The 19,888-nt window shown below is 64.2% G+C and carries 18 protein-coding genes; 12 read left to right on the top strand and 6 right to left on the bottom strand.

The window, feature by feature from the left end; genetic code table 11:
* Positions 1-484 precede the first annotated feature (484 nt).
* Positions 485-916 carry a metallopeptidase family protein gene (locus tag CN97_RS06090; protein WP_035708665.1) on the bottom strand — a complete coding sequence of 144 codons (432 nt, stop codon included), beginning with the start codon at positions 914-916 and terminating at the stop codon, positions 485-487.
* Positions 917-988: 72 nt separating this feature from the next.
* Between CN97_RS06090 and gltX the strand changes: the two genes are divergently transcribed.
* The 4 genes from gltX to CN97_RS20565 all read left to right on the top strand — a co-directional run bounded on the left by gltX (position 989) and on the right by CN97_RS20565 (position 5,803).
* On the top strand, positions 989-2,311 hold the full coding sequence (gene gltX / locus CN97_RS06085) for a glutamate--tRNA ligase (RefSeq protein WP_035708663.1): 1,323 nt from the start codon (positions 989-991) through the stop codon (positions 2,309-2,311).
* Positions 2,312-2,532: 221 nt separating this feature from the next.
* Positions 2,533-4,104 carry a Re/Si-specific NAD(P)(+) transhydrogenase subunit alpha gene (locus CN97_RS06080; protein WP_035708662.1) on the top strand — a complete coding sequence of 524 codons (1,572 nt, stop codon included), beginning with the start codon at positions 2,533-2,535 and terminating at the stop codon, positions 4,102-4,104.
* A gap of 13 nt (positions 4,105-4,117) precedes the next feature.
* On the top strand, positions 4,118-5,557 hold the full coding sequence (locus tag CN97_RS06075) for an NAD(P)(+) transhydrogenase (Re/Si-specific) subunit beta (RefSeq protein WP_035708660.1): 1,440 nt from the start codon (positions 4,118-4,120) through the stop codon (positions 5,555-5,557).
* A 90-nt stretch (positions 5,558-5,647) separates the two neighbouring features.
* A complete protein-coding gene (locus CN97_RS20565; protein WP_156969576.1) occupies positions 5,648-5,803 on the top strand; it encodes a hypothetical protein in 156 nt (51 codons plus the stop codon).
* A 56-nt stretch (positions 5,804-5,859) separates the two neighbouring features.
* Here the strand turns inward: CN97_RS20565 and CN97_RS06070 are convergent, their stop codons facing one another.
* The 3 genes from CN97_RS06070 to CN97_RS06060 form a co-directional block, all read right to left on the bottom strand.
* The gene (locus CN97_RS06070) at positions 5,860-6,774 is read right to left on the bottom strand and encodes an ABC transporter permease (protein ID WP_035708659.1); all 915 of its coding nucleotides are present in this window, start codon (positions 6,772-6,774) and stop codon (positions 5,860-5,862) included.
* A complete protein-coding gene (locus tag CN97_RS06065) occupies positions 6,767-7,774 on the bottom strand; it encodes an ABC transporter permease (protein WP_035708658.1) in 1,008 nt (335 codons plus the stop codon). Before CN97_RS06065 ends, CN97_RS06070 begins: the two co-directional genes overlap by 8 nt.
* Before the next feature lie 81 nt (positions 7,775-7,855).
* Positions 7,856-9,559 carry a peptide ABC transporter substrate-binding protein gene (locus tag CN97_RS06060; protein WP_035708656.1) on the bottom strand — a complete coding sequence of 568 codons (1,704 nt, stop codon included), beginning with the start codon at positions 9,557-9,559 and terminating at the stop codon, positions 7,856-7,858.
* A 375-nt stretch (positions 9,560-9,934) separates the two neighbouring features.
* Here CN97_RS06060 and CN97_RS06055 point away from each other — a divergent pair, with 375 nt between their 5' ends.
* From CN97_RS06055 to CN97_RS06040, 4 genes are read left to right on the top strand one after another with little or no spacing between them, the layout of a single operon-like run.
* Positions 9,935-11,767 (top strand): ABC transporter ATP-binding protein, encoded by a 1,833-nt coding sequence (locus tag CN97_RS06055; protein WP_035708655.1) that lies wholly within the window; start codon positions 9,935-9,937, stop codon positions 11,765-11,767.
* Positions 11,768-11,805: 38 nt separating this feature from the next.
* Positions 11,806-12,966, top strand: a complete 1,161-nt coding sequence (argE, locus tag CN97_RS06050) for an acetylornithine deacetylase (RefSeq protein WP_035708653.1) — start codon at positions 11,806-11,808, stop codon at positions 12,964-12,966.
* An 8-nt stretch (positions 12,967-12,974) separates the two neighbouring features.
* Positions 12,975-14,333 (top strand): NAD(P)/FAD-dependent oxidoreductase, encoded by a 1,359-nt coding sequence (locus CN97_RS06045; protein ID WP_035708652.1) that lies wholly within the window; start codon positions 12,975-12,977, stop codon positions 14,331-14,333.
* Between the two features lie 13 nt (positions 14,334-14,346).
* Positions 14,347-15,510, top strand: coding sequence for a M20 aminoacylase family protein (locus CN97_RS06040; protein WP_035708651.1), 1,164 nt, complete (start codon positions 14,347-14,349; stop codon positions 15,508-15,510).
* A gap of 6 nt (positions 15,511-15,516) precedes the next feature.
* On the opposite strand, the gene CN97_RS06035 is transcribed toward CN97_RS06040, so the two are convergent.
* Positions 15,517-16,143, bottom strand: a complete 627-nt coding sequence (locus CN97_RS06035; protein ID WP_254915595.1) for a Crp/Fnr family transcriptional regulator — start codon at positions 16,141-16,143, stop codon at positions 15,517-15,519.
* Positions 16,144-16,361: 218 nt separating this feature from the next.
* Between CN97_RS06035 and CN97_RS06030 the strand changes: the two genes are divergently transcribed.
* Entirely contained in the window at positions 16,362-16,736 is a 375-nt protein-coding gene (locus CN97_RS06030; protein WP_131389544.1) for a hypothetical protein, read from the top strand.
* A gap of 7 nt (positions 16,737-16,743) precedes the next feature.
* On the opposite strand, the gene moaA is transcribed toward CN97_RS06030, so the two are convergent.
* Positions 16,744-17,748 carry a GTP 3',8-cyclase MoaA gene (moaA, locus tag CN97_RS06025; protein ID WP_035708647.1) on the bottom strand — a complete coding sequence of 335 codons (1,005 nt, stop codon included), beginning with the start codon at positions 17,746-17,748 and terminating at the stop codon, positions 16,744-16,746.
* A 127-nt stretch (positions 17,749-17,875) separates the two neighbouring features.
* On the opposite strand from moaA, the gene CN97_RS20560 reads away from it, so the two are divergent.
* Genes CN97_RS20560 through CN97_RS06015 form a run of 3 tightly spaced genes read left to right on the top strand, consistent with a single transcriptional unit; the run spans position 17,876 to position 19,887 of the window.
* The gene (locus CN97_RS20560; protein WP_165496688.1) at positions 17,876-18,046 is read left to right on the top strand and encodes a hypothetical protein; all 171 of its coding nucleotides are present in this window, start codon (positions 17,876-17,878) and stop codon (positions 18,044-18,046) included.
* Between the two features lie 41 nt (positions 18,047-18,087).
* A complete protein-coding gene (locus CN97_RS06020; protein ID WP_035708646.1) occupies positions 18,088-19,617 on the top strand; it encodes an ATP-dependent DNA helicase in 1,530 nt (509 codons plus the stop codon).
* Between the two features lie 33 nt (positions 19,618-19,650).
* The gene (locus tag CN97_RS06015; protein WP_035708645.1) at positions 19,651-19,887 is read left to right on the top strand and encodes an Lrp/AsnC ligand binding domain-containing protein; all 237 of its coding nucleotides are present in this window, start codon (positions 19,651-19,653) and stop codon (positions 19,885-19,887) included.
* The last annotated feature ends 1 nt before the right edge of the window (position 19,888 follow it).

The following is a 19,888-nucleotide window of genomic DNA, read 5'->3' as shown; positions in this document are numbered from 1 at the left end:
ACGCCGCAGGAAAGGATCTGGACGAGGCTTCGCTTCCCCAACGCGCGCGGGCCATCGCAGCGAAAGGTGAAAGGTGAAAGGCGATGCGGCGGATGCTAGCTGTTCGCATGCAAGCGGATCAGCGGCCTCAAGAAGGATGGTGCTGGCGCCGCGTCCCTAACTCCTCCCCATTACACCTGCGGGCCGCGGGGCATATTCCAGCCGCCGACTTCCTCACACACGCAGGGGCAGTGCCCTTTGCGCAGAGGGTCAATGGGCTCGGGATAGGGGTTCCTCAGGCGCGCAGGGCCAGCGCGGCAGTGGGAGGCCGAGATGGGGCTCCTCACCCTCGCGGGGGCCGTCCGCGCGGGAAGCAGGGAGAGCAGACGCTTCATGCGGAGAGCGACTTCCCACACGCATGAGAACAATGCGTGTGAGTTTTTCGCGGCGGCGGTGTTGCAACTCCCCACGCGCGGGGCGGGCGCGCGTCAAAGACGGCGAGGCGTCATTCCCACCAGCGGTCGATCGTGGCGATATCTTCGTCCGACCAGCCGAAGTGGTGGGCCAGTTCATGCACCACGACGTGGCCGACCAGATCGCCGAGGGCCACATCGCCCCGCGCCACCCATTCGTCCAGGATCGGTCTGCGGAACAGCCAGATCGTATCGGGCCGCATCGGCTGATCCATCACGGATTTCTCCGGCAGCGGGATGCCTTCATAGAGGCCGGTCAGCTCGAACGGATCCTCCATCTCCATCTCCGCCAGCAGATCCTCCGGCGCGAAATCCTCGACGCGGAGCGCGACTTTCAGCGCCTCTGTGCGGAACTGGCCCGGCAGCGCGGCGATGGCTTCCCGCGCCAGCGCCTCCATATCCTCAAGCGACGGGGGCGTGGTGCCCGCCCAGAGCAGATTCTCGTCGAGTTCTTCTTCGGTCATGGCATGTCTCCTGTCGCTGTTATGGACAAAAGCGACCGTCTGTGAAAGAGCAGCCTCAACAGGAGTCCGACCATGACCACGACCCGCTTCGCGCCCTCGCCGACCGGCTATCTCCATGTCGGTAACCTCCGCACCGCGCTGTTCAACTACCTGATCGCGCGGAAGGCGGGGGGAACGTTCATCCTGCGTCTCGACGACACCGACCGGGAGCGGTCGAAGCAGGAATATGCCGACGGGATCATGGAGGATCTCGAATGGCTGGGGCTGACATGGGACCGGCTGGAGCGGCAATCCGATCGGTTGGACCGGTATGAGACCTGTGCTGCCGAGCTCCGGCAGAAGGGGCGGCTCTACGAGGTGTTCGAAACCCCGGTGGAGCTGGACCTGAAGCGCAAGAAGCAGCTCAACATGGGCAAGCCTCCGGTCTATGACCGCGCGGCGCTGAAGCTGACGGATGCGGAGAAGGATGCCAAGCGGCTGGAGCAGCCCGGATACTGGCGCTTCCTGCTGGATCAGGAGCGGACGGAGTGGCACGACGGTATCCTCGGCCAGATCTCCATCGACGCGGCTTCCGTTTCCGATCCGGTGCTGATCCGGGCGGACGGACAGGTGCTCTATACCTTCGCCTCGGTGGTCGATGACGTCGATATGGGCGTGACCTATATCGTGCGCGGCTCCGACCACGTGACGAATACCGCGACTCAGATCCAGATCATCGAGGCGCTGGGCGCGACGCCGCCCGACTTCGCGCATCACAGCCTGCTGACGGGCGCGCAGGGCGAGGGGCTGTCCAAGCGGCTCGGCACGCTCTCCCTCCGCGATCTGCGGGCGCAGGGGGTGGAGCCGATGGCGCTGTTGTCGCTGATGGCGCGGCTCGGTTCCTCCCAGCCGGTGGAGCTGTTCCATTCCCTCGACGAGATCGCGGAGAACTTCTCGCTCGATCAGTTCGGTGCGGCGCCAACCAAGTTCGACCCGGACGATCTTTTTCCGCTCACACAGAAATACGTGCAGTCTCTGCCGCTTTCCGCGGTGACAGAGCGGCTCACGGCGCTTGGTGTGCCCGAAGAGCTTGCAGGACCGTTCTGGAATGCAGTGAAAGACAACATCACGGTGCTGTCGGACCTCGACGGCTGGTGGAGACTGGTGTCGGAAGGGGCGGAGCCGGTCGTTGCGCCAGAGGACGAGGAGTTCGTGGCCACCGCGCTGTCGCTTCTGCCGCCCGGCCCGCATGACGAGACGACCTGGAGCACCTGGACAGGCGCGGTGAAGACAGCGACAGGGCGCAAGGGAAGGGGTCTGTTCATGCCGCTTCGCAAGGCGCTGACAGGCATGGATCACGGGCCGGAAATGGCCACACTCCTCCCAGTTCTGCAGAAAATTCCGTCATCCTTGTGACGATTCGTAAAGGACCGCACGCCCCGGTCAGGGGTTAGCGCTAACGATCCTGAAACCGCCGTTCCGCGCAATGAGGCCTTCGTGGAACGGCGTTGCGCAAATGCGATTTTCCCGGCCATTTTTGCCTCCGCCCGGCGGCGAGGCGCATAGTTTGTTGCGAAGCCACATTTCATTGGCCATACCGACTCCCAACAAAGAACGATCCAAGAGAGGGACAGAGTGTGAGAATAGGGGCGCCGAAGGAGAGCTTCGAGGGAGAAGCGCGGGTGGCGATGACGCCCGACAGCGCGCTTCAGCTTCAAAAGCTTGGATACGACTGCCTGATCCAGAGCGGAGCGGGGCTGAAAGCGGGCTTTACGGACGCGGCCTATACGGCGGCGAATGTACGCGTCGTGCCGACCGAGGCGGAGCTGTTCCAGCTTTCCGATGTCGTGGCGAAAGTCCGTCCGCCGACAGACGCGGAGGTGGATCTCACACATTCCGGTCAGCTTCTGATTTCATTCCTCTATCCGGCCCAGAACAAGGATCTGATGGAGCGTCTGAAGGACCGGGGCACCAATGTCATCGCGATGGACATGGTGCCGCGGATTTCCCGCGCGCAGAAGATGGACGCGCTCTCCTCCATGGCCAACATCGCCGGCTACCGCGCGGTGATCGAGGCGGCGAACAACTTCGGCCGCTTCTTTACCGGCCAGGTGACGGCGGCGGGCAAGGTTCCCCCGGCGAAGGTGCTGATCGTGGGCGCCGGCGTGGCCGGTCTTGCCGCCATCGGCGCCGCCACCTCTCTCGGTGCCATCGTCTATGCGTTCGACGTGCGGCCGGAAGTGGCCGAGCAGATCGAATCCATGGGCGCCAACTTCGTGTTCCTCGATTTCGAGGAAAGCCAGGACGGGGCCGCCACCGGGGGCTATGCCGCGCCTTCCAGCCCCGAGTTCCGGGAGAAGCAGCTCGCCAAGTTCCGTGAACTGGCACCCGAGATGGACATCGTCATCACCACGGCGCTGATCCCGGGCCGGGACGCGCCGGTGCTCTGGACGAAGGACATGGTCGAGGCGATGAAGCCCGGCTCCGTCATCGTCGATCTCGCTGCCGAACGGGGCGGGAACTGCGAGCTGACGGTGCCGGATCAGAAGATCGTCACCGACAACAACGTGACCATCGTCGGCTACACCGACTTCCCCAGCAGGATGGCCACGCAGTCCTCGGCCCTCTACGCGACGAACATCCGCCACATGATGACCGACCTGACCCCTGCGAAGGATGGACAGGTCGTTCAGAACATGGAGGATGACGTGATCCGCGGCGCGACCGTGGTGAAGGACAATGCGATCACCTTCCCGCCGCCGCCGCCCAAGGTGCAGGCCATTGCCGCGGCGAAGCCGAAGCCCAAGGAAAAGGAACTGACGCCCGAGGAGAAGCGCGCGGCCGAGACCGCCGCGTTCCGCAAGGCCACGTTCAACCAGGTGGGTCTGCTCGTGGTCGGGACGCTGGTCCTGCTGATCCTTGGCAGCTTCGCGCCGGTGAGCTTCATGCAGCATATGGTGGTGTTTGCGCTCGCCTGCTTCGTCGGCTTCCAGGTGATCTGGAATGTCAGCCACTCGCTGCACACGCCGCTGATGGCTGTGACGAACGCGATCTCCTCCATCGTCATCGTCGGGGCGATCCTGCAGATCGGTTCCGGCTCGTGGCTCGTCACGATCCTTGCGGCGCTTGCCGTGCTGATGACTTCCGTCAACATCGTCGGCGGCTTCCTGGTTACGCGCCGGATGCTTGCCATGTTCCAGAAGAGCTGAGGAGGCGGAAATCATGTCCCTTGGAATGGTTGCTGCCGTCTATGTCGCGGCGGCGGTCCTGTTCATCCTGTCGCTGGGTGGCCTGTCCGGTCAGGAAAGCGCGAAACGCGCGGTATGGTATGGCATCGCCGGCATGGCGCTCGCCTTTATCGCGACGCTTCTGGCGCCCGGCGTGCATGGCGACTGGCTCGTCCTGCTGATGGTCGTCATCGGCGGGGCGGCGGGCGTGGTGCTCGCGTCCCGCGTCGGGATGACGGAGATGCCGCAGCTCGTGGCGGCGATGCACAGCCTCGTCGGCCTTGCCGCCGTGATCATCGCGCTCAACGCCGAGCTTGAGGCGGGCCGGGTCGCGCGCCTGATTGCCTCCGGCACTTCGCCGGACGCCTTCACCGGTTTCGCGGCAGTCCTGGCGCACAAATCCGGCGTCGAACTCGCCATCATGAAGGTGGAGGTGTTCCTTGGCATCTTCATCGGCGCCGTCACCTTCACCGGCTCTGTCGTCGCCTTCGGCAAACTGGCCGGCAAGGTGGATGGCAAGCCGAAGAAACTGCCGGGCGGCCATCTGCTCAATATCGCCGCCCTGCTGGTCTGCATCATCCTCGGGGTGATGTATTTCAACGGTGCGGGCATCTGGACGATGATCGTCACGGCGATCCTCGCGGGCTTCATCGGCTGGCATCTCATCATGGGGATCGGCGGCGCGGACATGCCGGTCGTGGTTTCCATGCTGAACAGCTATTCCGGCTGGGCGGCGGCGGCGATCGGTTTCACGCTGGGCAACGACCTGCTGATCGTGGTGGGCGCGCTCGTCGGCTCCTCCGGTGCGATCCTGTCCTACATCATGTGCAAGGCGATGAACCGGTCCTTCGTGAGCGTGATCCTTGGCGGCTTCGGTGGCACCACCGGTCCGGCCATGGAGATCAGCGGCGAACAGATCGCCATCGATGCAGAGGGTGTTGCCGCCGCGCTGAACGATGCCGACTCGGTCGTCATCGTGCCGGGCTACGGCATGGCGGTCGCGCAGGCGCAGCAGTCGGTCTCGGAACTGGTGCGCAAGCTCCGCGCCGCGGGCAAGGAAGTGCGCTTCGGCATCCATCCGGTCGCAGGCCGTCTGCCTGGGCACATGAACGTGCTGCTGGCCGAGGCCAAGGTGCCCTATGACATCGTGCTGGAGATGGACGAGATCAACGACGACTTCCCGAACACGGATGTGGTCATCGTCATCGGCTCCAACGACGTGGTGAACCCCGCCGCACAGGAAGATCCGAACTCCCCCATCGCCGGGATGCCGGTGCTGGAGGTCTGGAAGGCGAAGCAGGTTTTCGTGTCCAAGCGCGGCGCGGGCACCGGCTACTCCGGGATCGAGAACCCGCTGTTCTACAAGGACAACACGCGGATGTTCTATGGCGATGCCAAGAAGTCGCTGGATCAGCTTTTGCCGCTGATCAACTGATAGGCCGAGACTGGCCGAAACGGCCATGATCTGCTAAAATATTAGGCGTCCGGCGATTGCCGGGCGTCTTTTCATTTGAGGTATTTCATTATGCTGGCTTTTCCAAAGACCGCAGTGGCGGGTTATTTCTTTCTTCACTCCGATGCCATGCGTGACGACATCCACTGCGACAGTGCTGCCATCGCGGCCCGCAAGAGGGGAGGCGCCACCCGGCGGCCGAGCCTGTTCTGGCGCTTCATGTTCTGAACGAAACGAAAAAGGCGCCCCTTCGAGGGGCGCCTTTCTTGCCGGTCAGCAGTAAATCACCGCCCGCGGATGCGGGGGTCGAGCGCGTCGCGCAGCCCGTCACCGATGTAGTTCACCGACAGCACAGTGAGAGAGATCGCCAGTCCCGGCCAGATCACCCGCTCAGGATATTGCTGGAGGTAGTCGACTGCGTCGTAGAGCAGGCGGCCCCACGTCGGAAAATCGGGCGGAAAGCCCAGCCCGAGAAAGGAGAGCGAGCTTTCGGTGATGATCGCCGTGGCGATCCCCAGCGTGGCGGAAACCATGATGGGCGAGAGGATATTCGGCAGGATATGGCGCAGGATCATCTTGTTGGGCCGTGTCCCGATGGAGCGGGCGGCGAGCACGAATTCCCGCTCCTTGATGGCCAGAACGTCGCCGCGCACGATCCGCGCCGTGTGCATCCAGCTCGTGACCCCGATGGCCGTCACGATCAGCAGGAAGGTGCCCATCTCCGGCCCGAGCCAGCCTGAAAGCGGCTCCCGGAACAACAGCACCATGACCAGCAGCAACGGCAGCAACGGCAGGGCGAGGAACAGGTCCGTCAGGCGCATGAGCGGCCCGTCCAGCCGCCGGAAGTAGCCGGCGATCACGCCCACCAGCGTGCCGAGGATCATCGACAGCACCATGGCGGTGAGGCCGACCGCGACGGAAACCCGCCCGCCGGCCATCATCCGCGCCAGCATGTCGCGGCCGAGCTGATCGGTGCCCAAGGGGTGCAGCAGGCTTGGGCCCTGATTGCGGGCGCGGATGTCGATCGTCGTCGGATCCGCGTGCCACAGATAGGGACCGAAGATCACGCCGAACACGATCAGCAGGAATACCGCCGCGCCGATCACCGCGCCCTTGTGGGTGCGGAACTGCCGCCAGATGTCCACCCACTGGCTGCGGGGCGGCTTGGCCGCAGTCTTGGCCAGCGTTGCATCAGTCATAGCGGATCCTCGGGTCCAGAATGCCGTAGAGAATGTCGGCGATCAGGTTGAAAAGCACGATCAGCACCGCAAAGATGAAGGTCAGGGTCTGCACCATCGGGATGTCATTGGCGTAGATCGCGGTGATGAGGAGCTGCCCCAGCCCGTTCACCTTGAACACCTGCTCCGTGATGATCGCCCCTCCAAAGATCGTCGGCACACCAAGCGCGATCACCGTGATGACGGGGATCAGAGAGTTGCGCAGCACATGGGTAAGCACGACGGTCTTTTCCGACAGCCCCTTGGCCCGCGCTGTCCGCACGTAGTCCTGATTGAGATTGTCGAGCATGGAGGCGCGCATGAAGCGGCTGATCTGGCTGGCGTTGTAGAGCGCGAGCACGAAGACCGGCATCGCCATCTGCCGTGCCTGGAGGAGGAACGTATCCCATGAATTCACGTGCAGCGTCGTATCGTAGATGGAGGGGAACCATCCGAGATAGACGGAGAAGATCACGATCATCAGCACGCCGGTAAAGAAGGTGGGCACCGAATACCCGATCATCGAAACGAAGGTGCCGATCTGGTCGAACCAGGAATATTGCCGGTAGGCGGAAATGATCCCGATAGGCAGCGCGAGCAGCACGCCCACCACATAGGACAGACCGACGACCCAGAGCGTCTGGGGCAGGCGCTGTGCGATGACATCTGCCACCGGGCTGCGGCTTTGCCAGGACAGGATGCGTTGCTGACCGGCGGCGAATTCATGGCCGGTGAGATTGCCGAGGATATGCAGCGGTTCCACCCAGAAGAACTGGTAGAGCCACAGTCCGTAGCGGACATAGATCGGTTCGTTGAGGCCGAGCGCCTCGCGCATCTTGTCGCGCACTTCGGGCGGAATGGTCAGCGGCATCTGGGCCATAGGGTCGCCGGGAGCGAGATCGAGAAGCAGGAAGATGACCAGCGAGATGAACAGCAGGGTCGGGATCGCCAGCAGCAGCCGGCGGAGCGTATAGTTGAACATGGCGCCTCGTGAAGCGTTCGGCGACGACGGCCGGGGGAAGAGGCGACCCGCCCGGAAAGGCGGGGCGCCTGACGGATCAGATTACTTGATCCGGTACCAGTCGGCCGCGTTCCACAGCTCGCTGTCCCAGGTGTTCAGGACGACGCCGCCAAGGGTCTTGGACTTGCCCGACACCCGTCCGCGATCGACCAGCGGCAGCAGCACGGATTGCTGCATGTAGAGGTCGTGCGCTTCCTTGGCGATCTTCGTGCGCTCCTCGAAGACGCCGGTTTCCCCGAGCTTGTCGATCAGCGCGTCATAGGCCGGATCGCAGAAGCGGTTGATGTTCTCGCCCTGCCAGCCCGTTTCCGGGCGCGGTTCGTTCCCGCATTTGTACATCGCGAGATAGGCTTCCGGGTCCGTCCCGTCGAAGTTGTTCGCGTACATCTCCACGTCCGCGTAGAACTTCTGGAAGGTGTCCGGGCTGCCGGGATCGCCACCGAAGAACACCGAGGGATCGACGGTGCGCAGTTCGGTCTGCACGCCGATATCCTGCCACCACTGCTTGATGAGTGCCTGGAAGTCCTGGCGGATGGCGTTGACCGGCGCCTGGAAGATGATGGCGAGCTTCTGGCCGTCCTTGACGCGGATGCCGTCCGGCCCGGGAACCCAGCCCGCCTCGTCCAGCAGCGCCTTGGCGCCTGCCACGTCCTGCGTCAGGCAGGCGTCGTTGGCGGTGGAGGCGAAGGCTTCCGGCGCCGGCACGAGATTGCAGGTCGCCCGCCCCGCCTGACCATAGCCGATCTCCGTCAGCAACGGGCGGTCGATCGCCATGGAGAGCTCCTTGCGCACCCGGATGTCGGAGAAGAACGGATGGGGTTCCTTGAGTGTCGCACGCGTCTCGGGGGGCAGCGAGGGGCTGGGGTTGGTGAGGTTCAGCTCAAGCCGCTCCACCAGCGTGCCGAAGCCGGTGACAAGCTCCCCCTTGCCGGCGGCCACCATCTTTTCCAGCACCTCGGGCGGAAGTTGCAGGTTCCAGGCGTAGTCGAACTCGCCCGTTTCCAGCACGGACCGCGCCGCCGCCGCCGCATCGCCGCCGCCCTTGAAGGTCACTGTGGCAAAGGCGGGTTTCGCCGGGTCGCGATAGTTCGGGTTCGCCTTCAGCGAGATCACGTCGTTCGGGCGGAATTCGGTCGCCACGAAGGGCCCGGTGCCGATGGGGCCGAAGTTCGCGCTGGTGCAGGTCGGCGCCTTGGTGCCGAGGCATTCGGCGAACTGGGCCTTCTGGATGATCGGGGACTGGCCGCCGACGAAGGGCAGATAGGGGTTCGGCTTCGGCCCTTCGAAGGTGACCTTGACCGTCAGATCATCCACGGCCTCGACCGTCTTGACGCCTTCGAACTTGGAAAGCTGGGCGCAGCCGCCTTCGGGATGCATGCAGTATTCTGCAGTGAACACGATATCGGCCGAGGTCAGCGGCGAGCCGTCAGACCACTTCAGCCCCGGCTTCAGCTTCCAGGTGATGGAGGTCATGTCCTGCGACACGCCGCCATTCTCCAGCGTCGGGATCGCATCCACCAGATAAGGGACGCGCTCCCCCTTTTCGTCGTAGCGCGCGAGCGGCTCGATGATGAGGGAGGAGCTTTCGATATCCTTCGTACCCCCCGAGAGGTAGGGATTCAGGATGGAGGGTGCCTGGTAGTAGATGATGTTCAGATGCCCGTCCGCGCCGCGTTCCGCCATGGCGGCGGCCGGCAGAAGCGCGATCAGCGCCGCTGCTCCCCTCAGGGCAGTGGTTCGTCTCATGGAAATCTCCTTGCTGGGATTTGAAGCTGCGCGCTCTGCCGGGGTTATTTCCCCGGTCGACGGACTATGGATGCTGTGGGCGGACGACATATCTGGCTGCTTGTCCTTGACCGCTCGGCGCTTTCCGATGGCCGTTTCGCCTCCGCACTCTGTCACGGGAAGATGCGATTGCAAGCGCAGCGTGTGATGAAGTCAAATGATCTCTGGGTCGCGATCAAGACATTCATCGGCTCAAACAGTGGTTTTTGCACAGCGGATGGGCGATAAGCTTAAAATACTGGCCATAAGCCGGAGCATGTGGATGATGAGGGAAGCGGCATTTGACTTTTTCGCGGGCTGCTCTCTAGCGTGGCCCACCCTCTGAAGGAGATGCATATGCTCGACGATCCCGCCGCCGTGAGGCCGCTTGTCTCGGTGGAAAAGCTTCGGGTGGAGTTCGACACCAATGATGGCGTCGTGGTCGGTGTGGAAGACGTGAGCTTCGCCATCCGGCCCGGTGAGACAGTCTGCGTCGTTGGCGAATCAGGTTCGGGCAAGTCGGTCACCTCGCTGTCGCTCATGCGCCTCGTGCAGTATGGCGGGGGCAAGATCGCGGGCGGCAAGCTCATGTTCACCCGCGAATCGGGAGAAGCGGTCGATCTGTCCAAGGCCGATCCCTCGCTCATGCGCACGATCCGCGGCAATGAGATCGGCATGATCTTTCAGGAGCCGATGACCTCGCTCAACCCGGTGTTCACGGTGGAGCGGCAGTTGGTGGAGGGGCTGCGCGTTCACAAGGGACTGTCCCGGGAGGCGGCGCGGGCGCGCGCGCTCGACCTCATGCGGCAGGTGCGCATCCCGGAGCCGGAGCGGCGGCTGAAACAGTATCCGCATGAATTGTCAGGGGGGATGCGGCAGCGGGTCGTGATCGCCATGGCCATGGCCTGCGAGCCGCGACTGCTGATCGCCGATGAACCGACCACCGCGCTGGACGTGACGATTCAGGCGGAGATCCTCGCGCTTATCGACCGGCTGAAGCGGGAGCACGGCACGGCGGTGCTGTTCATCACCCATGACATGGCCGTGGTCGCGCAGATGGCCGACCGTGTGGTGGTCATGTTCCGCGGCAACATGGTGGAGGAGGGGACGGTCGAGGAAATCTTCTCCAACCCGCAGAAGGACTACACCAAGGCGCTGCTCGCCGCCGTCCCGAAGCTCGGGGAGATGCGTGGCAAACCGGCGCCAGAACCGATGCGCATCATGGGGGCCGAACCCGCCAAGATGGCTGACGCCCTCAAACCGGCGCGGGAGCCGAAGGTTCTGTTGGATGTTCAGCATCTGACGACGCGCTTTCCGGTGAAGGGCGGGCTGATGCGCCGGACGGTCGCCAATGTTCATGCGGTGGAGGATGTGAGCTTCCGCCTCAATGTGGGCGAAACCCTGTCGCTGGTTGGCGAATCCGGCTGCGGCAAGTCCACGACCGGACGGTCGATCCTGCGGCTGGTGGAGCCGCATGAGGGGCGTATCTGGATCGACGGCAAGGATGTGCGCCTGCTGTCTGAACCGGAGCTGCGGGACATGCGGCGCGAGATGCAGATGATCTTTCAGGATCCCTTCGCATCGCTGAACCCCCAGCGCCGGCTGTCGGATCAGGTAGCGGAGCCGATCGTCAATTACGGGCTGATGAGCGGCGCGGAGCTGGAGGAAAGGGTGGCGGGCCTGTTCGACCGGGTGGAACTGCCGCGTTCCTTCCTGCGCCGCTATCCGCATGAACTCTCCGGCGGGCAGCGGCAGCGGGTGGCAATCGCGCGGGCGCTGGCCCTGAACCCGCGGTTGATCGTTGCCGATGAGGCCGTGTCGGCCCTTGATGTGAGCGTGCAGGCGCAGGTGCTGAACCTGATGATGGAACTGCAGGCGGAGCTGGGCCTGTCCTTCCTGTTCATCAGTCACGATATGGCGGTGGTGGAGCGGGTCTCCCACCATGTCGGCGTGATGTATCTGGGACGGATCGTGGAGATCGGGCCGCGGCAGGCGATCTTCGAGGATCCACGGCATGCCTACACCCGTTCCCTGCTCTCCGCCGTTCCGGTGGCGGATCCGTCACGCAAGAAGATCCGCGAGGATCTGAGCTTCAAACCCATTCCCTCGCCGATCTTCCCGGTCGGCCACGAACCCGCTCCCTCTCTGTACGATGAGGTCAGTCCGGGTCATTTCGTCCTGCAATCCTGAATGAGCGCCCGGCGGGGACGGCCGGGCCGGAGAAGACCATGACCACCCTGACCCCGCGGCAGATCCTGGAGAAGCTGGTTTCCTTCCAGTCCGTCAGCCGCGATTCCAACCTTCCCCTCATCGACTGGGTGGAGGATTATCTGGCCCGGCACGGCGTCAGCGCGCATCGCGTCTATAACGCCGAGGGGACGAAGGCCAATCTCTACGCCCATATCGGCCCGGATGTCGAAGGCGGCGTGGTGCTGTCGGGGCATACCGATGTGGTTCCGGTAGACGGGCAGACCTGGACGAGCGACCCGTGGGTGTTGACGGAACGGGACGGGCGGCTCTACGGGCGTGGGGCCTGCGACATGAAGGGGTTCGATGCCCTGGCGCTGGCGGCGGTGCCCCTTGCGCTTTCGGCGGGCGTCAAGCGCCCGCTGCAGATCGCGCTCTCCTACGACGAGGAAGTCGGTTGCGTCGGTGCCCCCTCCATGGTGGCGGAGATGGCGGAGCGGCTGCCGCGGGCCGCGGCTGTCATCGTGGGGGAGCCGTCGATGATGAAGCCGATCTCCGGCCACAAGGGCGGGTCCGGGCTTGCCATCCATGTGCGGGGCGTGCCGGTGCATTCCTCCATGCTCCACAAGGGCGTCAGCGCGATCCATGAGGCGGCGCGGCTCGTCATGTGGGCGAATGAGGTGAATGTGGAAAACCGGGCGAAGCCGCGAACCGACCTTGCGAACATGTTCGATCCACCCTGGACGACGATCCATGTCGGGACCATCCGGGGCGGCACGGCGGGAAACATCACCGCTGAGGACTGCTGGCTCGACATGGCCTTCCGCGTCATTCCGGGGGAGCAGAATGCGGACTACCGCCGGCGTCTGGCGGACCGCGTGGCGGAGGTGGAGGCAGGGATGAAGGCCATCAATCCTGCCGCCCGCATCACCGTGACCGAGCGGTTCTTTGTACCGCTCCTGAAGCCCGAGGCCGGTGGCCGGGCGGAGGAGCTCACCCGCGGCCTGACCGGAGAGAACGCGGCGGGGGTCGTCAGCTATGGCACAGAGGCCGGACATTTTCAGCACAAGGGCTATTCCACCATCGTCTGCGGCCCGGGCGACATTGCCCAGGCGCATCAGCCCGATGAGTATATAACCGTCGCGCAGCTTGACGCGGGCTGGGTGTTCATGCAGCGCCTTGTCGGGCAACTGGCGGCCTGAGGAGCAGCATGGCATTCACGGTTCGGGCGGGCATTACCGCAGAAACTCCCGTGCAGTTCGCCGACCCACTTCCCGCACAGGCGGATGTCGTGGTGATCGGCGGCGGAGTCATCGGGGTAATGACGGCCTGGTATCTGGCGGAGCGGGGCGAGAAGGTCGTCCTCTGCGAGAAGGGCCGGATCGCGGGGGAGCAATCCTCCCGCAACTGGGGCTGGGTGCGCCAGCAGGGCCGCGACCACGCGGAGCTTCCGATCATGATGGAGGCGAGCCGCATCTGGGGCGGGCTGGCGGAGGCCGCTGGCGAAGACCTCGGCTTCCGGCGTGAGGGGGTGCTCTACATCGCCGGAGATGCGAAGAAGCTGGCCTATTACGAAGACTGGCGCGACCGGAATGCCGTGCCGCATCAACTCGACACGCGGCTGCTCACGCCGGCGGAAGTCTCCGCCATGGTGCCAATGGCCGGGACTGCGGCGGTTGGCGGGCTCTGGACGGCGTCCGACGGGCGTGCAGAGCCATGGGTGGCTGTGCCCGCGCTGGCCCGCGCCGTGCGGCGGCGGGGGGTGGCCGTGGTGGAGAACTGCGCCGTCCGCGCGCTCGACATCGCCGCGGGCCGGATCGCGGGTGTGGTGACGGAACAGGGGCGCATCGCCTGTGACAGGGTGGTGCTGGCCGGGGGGGCGTGGTCCTCGCTCTTCCTGCGCAATCATGGCGTCATGATACCGCAGCTCTCCGTTCGCTCCACCGTCGCCGCGACGGAGCCGCTGCCGGAGGTCTTCGGGGGGAATGTCTATGCCGCCGACCACGCCTTCCGGCGACGGGAGGATGGCGGCTACACTCTCGCCCCGCGCGGCTTTCATGAGGTGCTGATCGGGCCGGATGCGTTCCGCCACTTCCGCAGCTACCTGCCCGCGCTGTTCGATGACTTTGCCTCCAACCACTTCGTCTGGAAGGCCCCAGACGGCTATCCCGATGCATGGAGCACACCGCGCCGCTGGAAGCCTGATGACCTCACGCCTTTCGAGCGGATGCGCGTGCTGGACCCGAAGCCGAACCAGCGGATCGTCGAGCAGTTCCGGTCCCGGTTTCAACGCGCGTTCCCGCAGCTCGGTACCGTGCGGATCGCCCGCGCCTGGGCTGGAATGATCGACGCGATGCCGGATGCGGTGCCCGTGGTGGACCACATTCCCGCGCTGCCGGGGCTGACACTCGCAACCGGCATGAGCGGCCATGGCTTCGGCATCGGTCCCGCGATGGGCCGGATCATCGCAGACATGGTGACGGGTCGCCCCGCGGGCCATGACATGACCCGCTTTCGCTGGTCCCGATTTACCGACGGGTCGAAACTGGAACTCGGCCCCGGCGTCTGACAGGAGACAAGACATGCCGATCAAGAACCGTCTGGCGGAGTTGCAAGAGGAGATCGCCGCATGGCGCCGCGATTTCCACGAAAACCCCGAGTTGATGTATGACGTCCACCGCACGGCAGGAATCGTGGCCGAAAAGCTGCGGGAATTTGGTTGCGACGAGGTTGTGGAAGGTATCGGCCGTACCGGCGTTGTCGGCATCATCCGGGGGCGCAGCGGATCGGACCGGGTGATCGGCCTGCGCGCCGATATGGATGCCCTGCCGATCTATGAGGTGACGGGCCTTCCCTATGCCTCTCGTGTGCCCGGCAAGATGCACGCCTGCGGCCATGACGGGCATACGGCCATGCTGCTTGGCGCGGCCAAGTATCTGGCGGAGACCCGGAACTTCGATGGCACCGTCGCGCTGATCTTCCAGCCTGCGGAAGAAGGCGGGGCGGGCGGCAAGGCCATGGTGGATGACGGCATGATCGAACGTTTCGGCATTACCGAAGCTTATGGCATGCACAATTCTCCGGGGCTTGAGGTGGGCAAGTTCTCCATCCGGTCCGGGCCTTTCTATGCCGCCACGGATGAATTCGAGATCACCGTGACCGGCAAGGGGGGTCATGCCGCGAAGCCCCATGCCTCGATCGACACGACGCTGATCGCGAGCCATATCATCATCGCGCTGCAATCCATCGCCTCGCGGAATGCCGATCCGATCAAGTCGATCGTCGTCTCCGTGACCAGTTTCCGCACCGAGACGGAAGCCTTCAACGTCATTCCCGAGCGTGTGACCCTGCGCGGTACCATTCGCACCTTCGAAAAGGAATTGCGGGCCCTGGGCGAGGAGCGGCTGAAGGCGCTGGTCCCCCAGATCGCCGGTGCCTTTGGCGGCAGCGCCGAGATAGACTGGCGCCCTGGCTATCCGGCGACTGTCAACTGGGAAGCCGAGACCACCTATGCGGCCGAAGCAGCGCGCACCGTGGCGGGTGATGTCGATACCAATGCCGAACCGCTGATGGGGGGTGAGGACTTCTCCTACGTGCTGGAGGTGGTCCCGGGCGCCTATATCCAGATCGGCAATGGCGACAGCGCCGATGTCCACCATCCCGCTTACAACTTCAACGATGAGGCGATTCCGGCAGGGGCATCGTTCTGGGCCGAGCTGGTCGAACAGCGCCTTCGCGCCGCGTAAGGGCGATCAGAAGATCGGGCGAGGCGGCGGGATGAGTTCATCCGTCATCGCCGCGTCGCCCAGCCGCTTTACATCCGGCACGGTGAGCCGCCCTCCAGCCCAGTCCGCCAGCCCGTCGAGGCGCAGGCGCGCCAGCATCTTGTTGGTATGGACCAGCGACAGGCCCACCGCATCGGCGAGGTCCTGTTGCCTGTAGGGAAAAGGGACTGTCTGACCCTCCGCCAGACCAAGCGCGGTCAACCGTCCGAAGATGCGCGCCATGGCCCAGGCCAGCCGTTCCCGTGCGTCTCTCTGGCCAATTGTTGCCAATGCGTCACCAAGAAAATACTCCTCCGCTGCGCTGATCCATGTCAGCGAATAAGCGCGCGTGGGCTGGTTCGTGAACAGCTCCCCCAATCGTGATCGGTCAAAGACGCAGAGGGTCATCGGGGTCGTGGCCTCTATCCCGAACTGCATTCCGGCACTGATCGCGTTTTGCAGCCCTACGAAATCTCCGGGAAAGATGAAGTTCAGCACTTGACGGCGGCCATCCTCCAAGCTTTTGAATTTCAATCCCATTCCAGAGAATACAGTGTACATGTTCCGACTTTGTTCACCTTCGCTGAAAAGCGGCGTTCCGGGGGAGACTATCATCTCACCCCGCTTGAACCGCTCCATGAAACGCAGCTCTTCGGAGCTCATGGGAAGAAAGGCCGGCCGGCGGCGAAGGGGACAGGCACTGCAGGGGGTCGTCACGCCGGTCATTCCTTTTGATATGTCGTAGTTTAATGACGATAGCTTTGGAATGTTCCAAAGACATGATGCAGCATTCTAGAATGGAGGTGGCCTTGACGGAAGGATCCGGATTTTCCGTGATACGGCGACCTGATGTCTCGCGGTTCATTGTGGTCGAGCCGCTACCGCTTATCGCAACTGACATCGTGGAAGCGATCCGTGGATCGGCGGGGGAATGCGATGTGCAGGTGTTTTCGCGCCCCGATATTGCCCATCAGGCAATGGCGGAAATGCCGGATGTGACGGCGGCGTTCCTGTCGATGCGAAAGCAGGCGATCCTGGACTCCGGCCTGCACCGTTCCGTGGAGGAGCGGGGCGGCAAGGTTATCGTCGTCAGCGGTTCGCTGGCGGAGGAAGATGCCGTGTCGGAAGGATGGTTTCTGCTTCGGGAGCCTTTTACCGGCGACATGGTGGATCACCTGCTGGCGCGCCTTCCCGGTCAGGTGCCCTGAGGCGCGTCTAGCCGCCGGTGTGGCTCATATGGCGTGACATGGTTCCCGCGATCGTCTGGCGGGAATAGTCGAAGTCATGGCCTTTGGGTTTGCGTGCGATGGCAGCGCGGATGGCGGTCTCCAGCGCCGCATCGTCTGCGCCGTCCCGCAGCGGGGCGCGCAGGTCCGCCTTGTCCTCCTGTCCCAAGCACATGAAAAGCTCGCCCGTGCAGGTAAGGCGGACACGGTTGCAGCTTTCGCAGAAGTTATGCGACAGCGGCGTGATGAAGCCGATCTTCTGGCCGGTTTCCTCCAGCCGCACATAGCGAGCGGGACCACCCGTCCGTTCAGCAAGGTCGGTCAGGGTCCAGTTCTGTGCCAGACGTGCGCGAAGATCGCGAAGCGACCAGAACTGGTCCAGCCGATTTTCGTTGCCGATGTCGCCCATCGGCATGACCTCGATGAACGTCAGGTCGTGATCTTCGGCGGCGGACCATGCGACCAGCCTTTCAAGCTCATCCTCGTTGACGCCCTTCAGCGCCACGGTATTGATCTTGACGCGCAGGCCCGCCGCTTTTGCCGCCTCCAGCCCCTCCAGAACCTGCGAAATCCGGCCCCAGCGGGTGATCTCCGCGAAACGGTCCGGGTCCAGCGTGTCGAGAGAGACATTCACCCGCCTGACGCCGCAATCCGCCAGCTCCGCGGCATGCCGCGCGAGCTGCGAGCCGTTGGTCGTCAGCGTGAGTTCCTTCAGCGCGCCGCTTTCCAGATGACGCCCCATCGCCCGGAAGAAGGTCATGATGCCGCGGCGGACGAGCGGCTCACCCCCGGTGATACGGAGTTTCTCCACCCCCAAGGCCACGAAGCCGGAGCAGATCCTGTCCAGCTCCTCCAGTGTCAGAAGCTCCGCCTTGGGCAGAAAGGTCATGTTTTCCGCCATACAGTAAACGCAGCGGAAATCGCAGCGGTCTGTGACCGATACCCTGAGGTAGCGTATTGCGCGGGCGAAAGGGTCGATCAACGGCGCTGTCATATTGAGAAGATAGGCTTCGCCGAGGGGCAGGGCAAGCGCGGGGCGTTCCCTGTCGGGTGCGGATTTGCGCGCGGTCGCAGGTGAAAGACATGCTAACCTCCAGATGTTTCGAGAATGGAGAGCATTTGTGACGCGGCATGACTGGATCTTTGATGTCCTCGCGGATTTGCGCCGCTTTTCAGAACTGAACGGTCTGCCGCTTCTCTCCGATCAGATCGTGATCGCGGAGGAGGTGGCGCGGCGGGAGATCGACGCCGCGCCTCAGGATGCTCCGTATTCGCCCCCGCAGCCGGGCTGATCCGGCTGGCGCGTGTGCGGCGGTCGGGATAGGGTCGCGCCATGGCTGCCGACATTCTCCCTCTCTCTCCCGATCAGGCCGAGGCCTGGGATCGACTTGCCGAAATGCTGGCCGGGGCCGGGGTGGACCTCAATGAAGGCACCCTGCAACCGGCGACGGGAGAGGGGGCTTCGGTTCTCGCCGTCACCGGCAAGGCGGGTTCGGGCAAGACGATGCTGCTTGCCAGCCTCACGAAGGCGCTGGAGGACGCCGGGGTGGAGATCGTCTCCGGTGACTGGGAAGGGCGGAGGCGGAAGGAGCGCCGGACGCTCGCTGTGCTCGCACCCACCAACAAGGCGGCAAGCGTGCTCCGTTCCCGCGGGGTGCCGGCGACGACGATCCACCGCATCCTCTACACGCCTGTCTATGATCCGCAGTATGAGCGGCTGGCAGAATGGCTCGCCAATGGCGGTGAGCGACCGGTGGTGGAAGGCATGGCGGACGCCTTGCTGGACCGGGCCAAGGCATTCTACGACCAGATGAAATCGATCCCCGGCGCGCTTGCCACGGCAGGGCTGCGAGGCTCGGACTTCATCCGGGGCTGGAAGCGGCGGGAGGATCCGCTGGACATCGGTTTCGTGGATGAGGCCTCGATGCTCGACGCCCGCCAGTTCGAGGATCTGCAGGAGATCTTTCCGACACTCGTCCTCTTCGGCGATCCGGCGCAGCTCGCGCCCGTGGGGCAGTCGGGAGAGATGGCCTTCGAAGGGCTGAGGGAGGAGCGTGTCCTGCACCTCTCCCGCATCCACCGGCAGGCGGAGGACAACCCGATCCTCGATCTCGCCCATGCGCTGGCCGACCCGGCGCTGACCTTCGAGCGGTTCGAGGCGATGGTGGAGGACGCGGCCCGCCGCGACCCCCGTGTCGTGGTGAGCCAGCGGGTGGAGGCCGATCTGATGGCGCGTTCGCCGGTGCTGGTCTGGCGGAACGTCACCCGCATCCGGCTCATTCAGGCGTTTCGGGCGGCCTTCGGCGCGCCGGAGGATGCCCTGCTGCCCGGTGAACCGCTGATCTGCGACGGGATCGAATTACCGTTGAAGCATCGCAAGAAGCGGATCGACCTTGAGGCGCGCGGTCTCATCAAGGGCGCGCAGGTCATCTATCTGGGCGAGGGGCGCAAGCCCGGCTTCTCGCGCCTGCATGTGCTGGGCGCCGAGGAACCGCAGGTCTCCGCCGCGTCCATCGTCAAGATCGAGAAGCCGGATGAGGAGGAACCCTTCATCCCCTTTGCGGCGCGCATGGGAGCCACCTTTCTGCACGGGGCAGCGGTGACGATCCACAAGGCGCAGGGCTCGCAATGGGAGGCGGTGCAGGTCTTTGCCCCCGATCTCTGGGCTGCGGCGCAGACCGGGCGGATGGAGGCCGGCCTTCCGCTGTGGAAGCGACTTGCCTATGTGGCTATCACGCGGGCGGAGAAACGGCTGCTCTGGGTCGTGCGCAACCGGCTGGCCCGGCCCACGGCGCCGCTGGGTGTCGCCGATCTCGCCGGCGCGCGGGCCACGCTGGAACTCGCCGCAGAGGCGGAGGAATGACTCCCGTTCGGGATGATTTGGAAAGGAAATGCCATGCGCTGCATCTTTGTTCAGCTTCGCTGCACTCCCGGCAAGACCTACGCGGTTGCCGATGCGATCTATGACCGGGAGGTGGTCTCCGAACTGTACTCCACGTCTGGCGAATGGGATCTTCTCGCCAAGATCTACATCCCCGAGGAAGAGGATACGGGCCGCTGGCTGGCCGATAACCTTTTCGACATCGCGGATATTCAACGCAGCTTGACGACCATGACCTTCAAGGCATTCTGAG

The sequence above is a fragment of the Haematobacter massiliensis genome (assembly GCF_000740795.1).
In the GTDB taxonomy this organism is placed as follows: domain Bacteria; phylum Pseudomonadota; class Alphaproteobacteria; order Rhodobacterales; family Rhodobacteraceae; genus Haematobacter; species Haematobacter massiliensis.
Note: the sequence above shows the minus strand (reverse complement) of the source record. Positions and strands in the feature narration are given on the sequence as shown.

Bases quoted from the DNA above. Each gene is read 5' to 3' on its own strand.
- CN97_RS06090 (WP_035708665.1), bottom strand. From the start codon at position 916: ATGACCGAAGAAGAACTCGACGAGAATCTGCTCTGGGCGGGCACCACG.
- gltX (WP_035708663.1), top strand. From the start codon at position 989: ATGACCACGACCCGCTTCGCGCCCTCGCCGACCGGCTATCTCCATGTC.
- CN97_RS06075 (WP_035708660.1), top strand. From the start codon at position 4,118: ATGTCCCTTGGAATGGTTGCTGCCGTCTATGTCGCGGCGGCGGTCCTG.
- CN97_RS20565 (WP_156969576.1), top strand. From the start codon at position 5,648: ATGCTGGCTTTTCCAAAGACCGCAGTGGCGGGTTATTTCTTTCTTCAC.
- CN97_RS06070 (WP_035708659.1), bottom strand. From the start codon at position 6,774: ATGACTGATGCAACGCTGGCCAAGACTGCGGCCAAGCCGCCCCGCAGC.
- CN97_RS06065 (WP_035708658.1), bottom strand. From the start codon at position 7,774: ATGTTCAACTATACGCTCCGCCGGCTGCTGCTGGCGATCCCGACCCTG.
- CN97_RS06060 (WP_035708656.1), bottom strand. From the start codon at position 9,559: ATGAGACGAACCACTGCCCTGAGGGGAGCAGCGGCGCTGATCGCGCTT.
- CN97_RS06055 (WP_035708655.1), top strand. From the start codon at position 9,935: ATGCTCGACGATCCCGCCGCCGTGAGGCCGCTTGTCTCGGTGGAAAAG.
- argE (WP_035708653.1), top strand. From the start codon at position 11,806: ATGACCACCCTGACCCCGCGGCAGATCCTGGAGAAGCTGGTTTCCTTC.
- CN97_RS06045 (WP_035708652.1), top strand. From the start codon at position 12,975: ATGGCATTCACGGTTCGGGCGGGCATTACCGCAGAAACTCCCGTGCAG.
- CN97_RS06040 (WP_035708651.1), top strand. From the start codon at position 14,347: ATGCCGATCAAGAACCGTCTGGCGGAGTTGCAAGAGGAGATCGCCGCA.
- CN97_RS06035 (WP_254915595.1), bottom strand. From the start codon at position 16,143: ATGATAGTCTCCCCCGGAACGCCGCTTTTCAGCGAAGGTGAACAAAGT.
- moaA (WP_035708647.1), bottom strand. From the start codon at position 17,748: ATGACAGCGCCGTTGATCGACCCTTTCGCCCGCGCAATACGCTACCTC.
- CN97_RS06020 (WP_035708646.1), top strand. From the start codon at position 18,088: ATGGCTGCCGACATTCTCCCTCTCTCTCCCGATCAGGCCGAGGCCTGG.
- CN97_RS06015 (WP_035708645.1), top strand. From the start codon at position 19,651: ATGCGCTGCATCTTTGTTCAGCTTCGCTGCACTCCCGGCAAGACCTAC.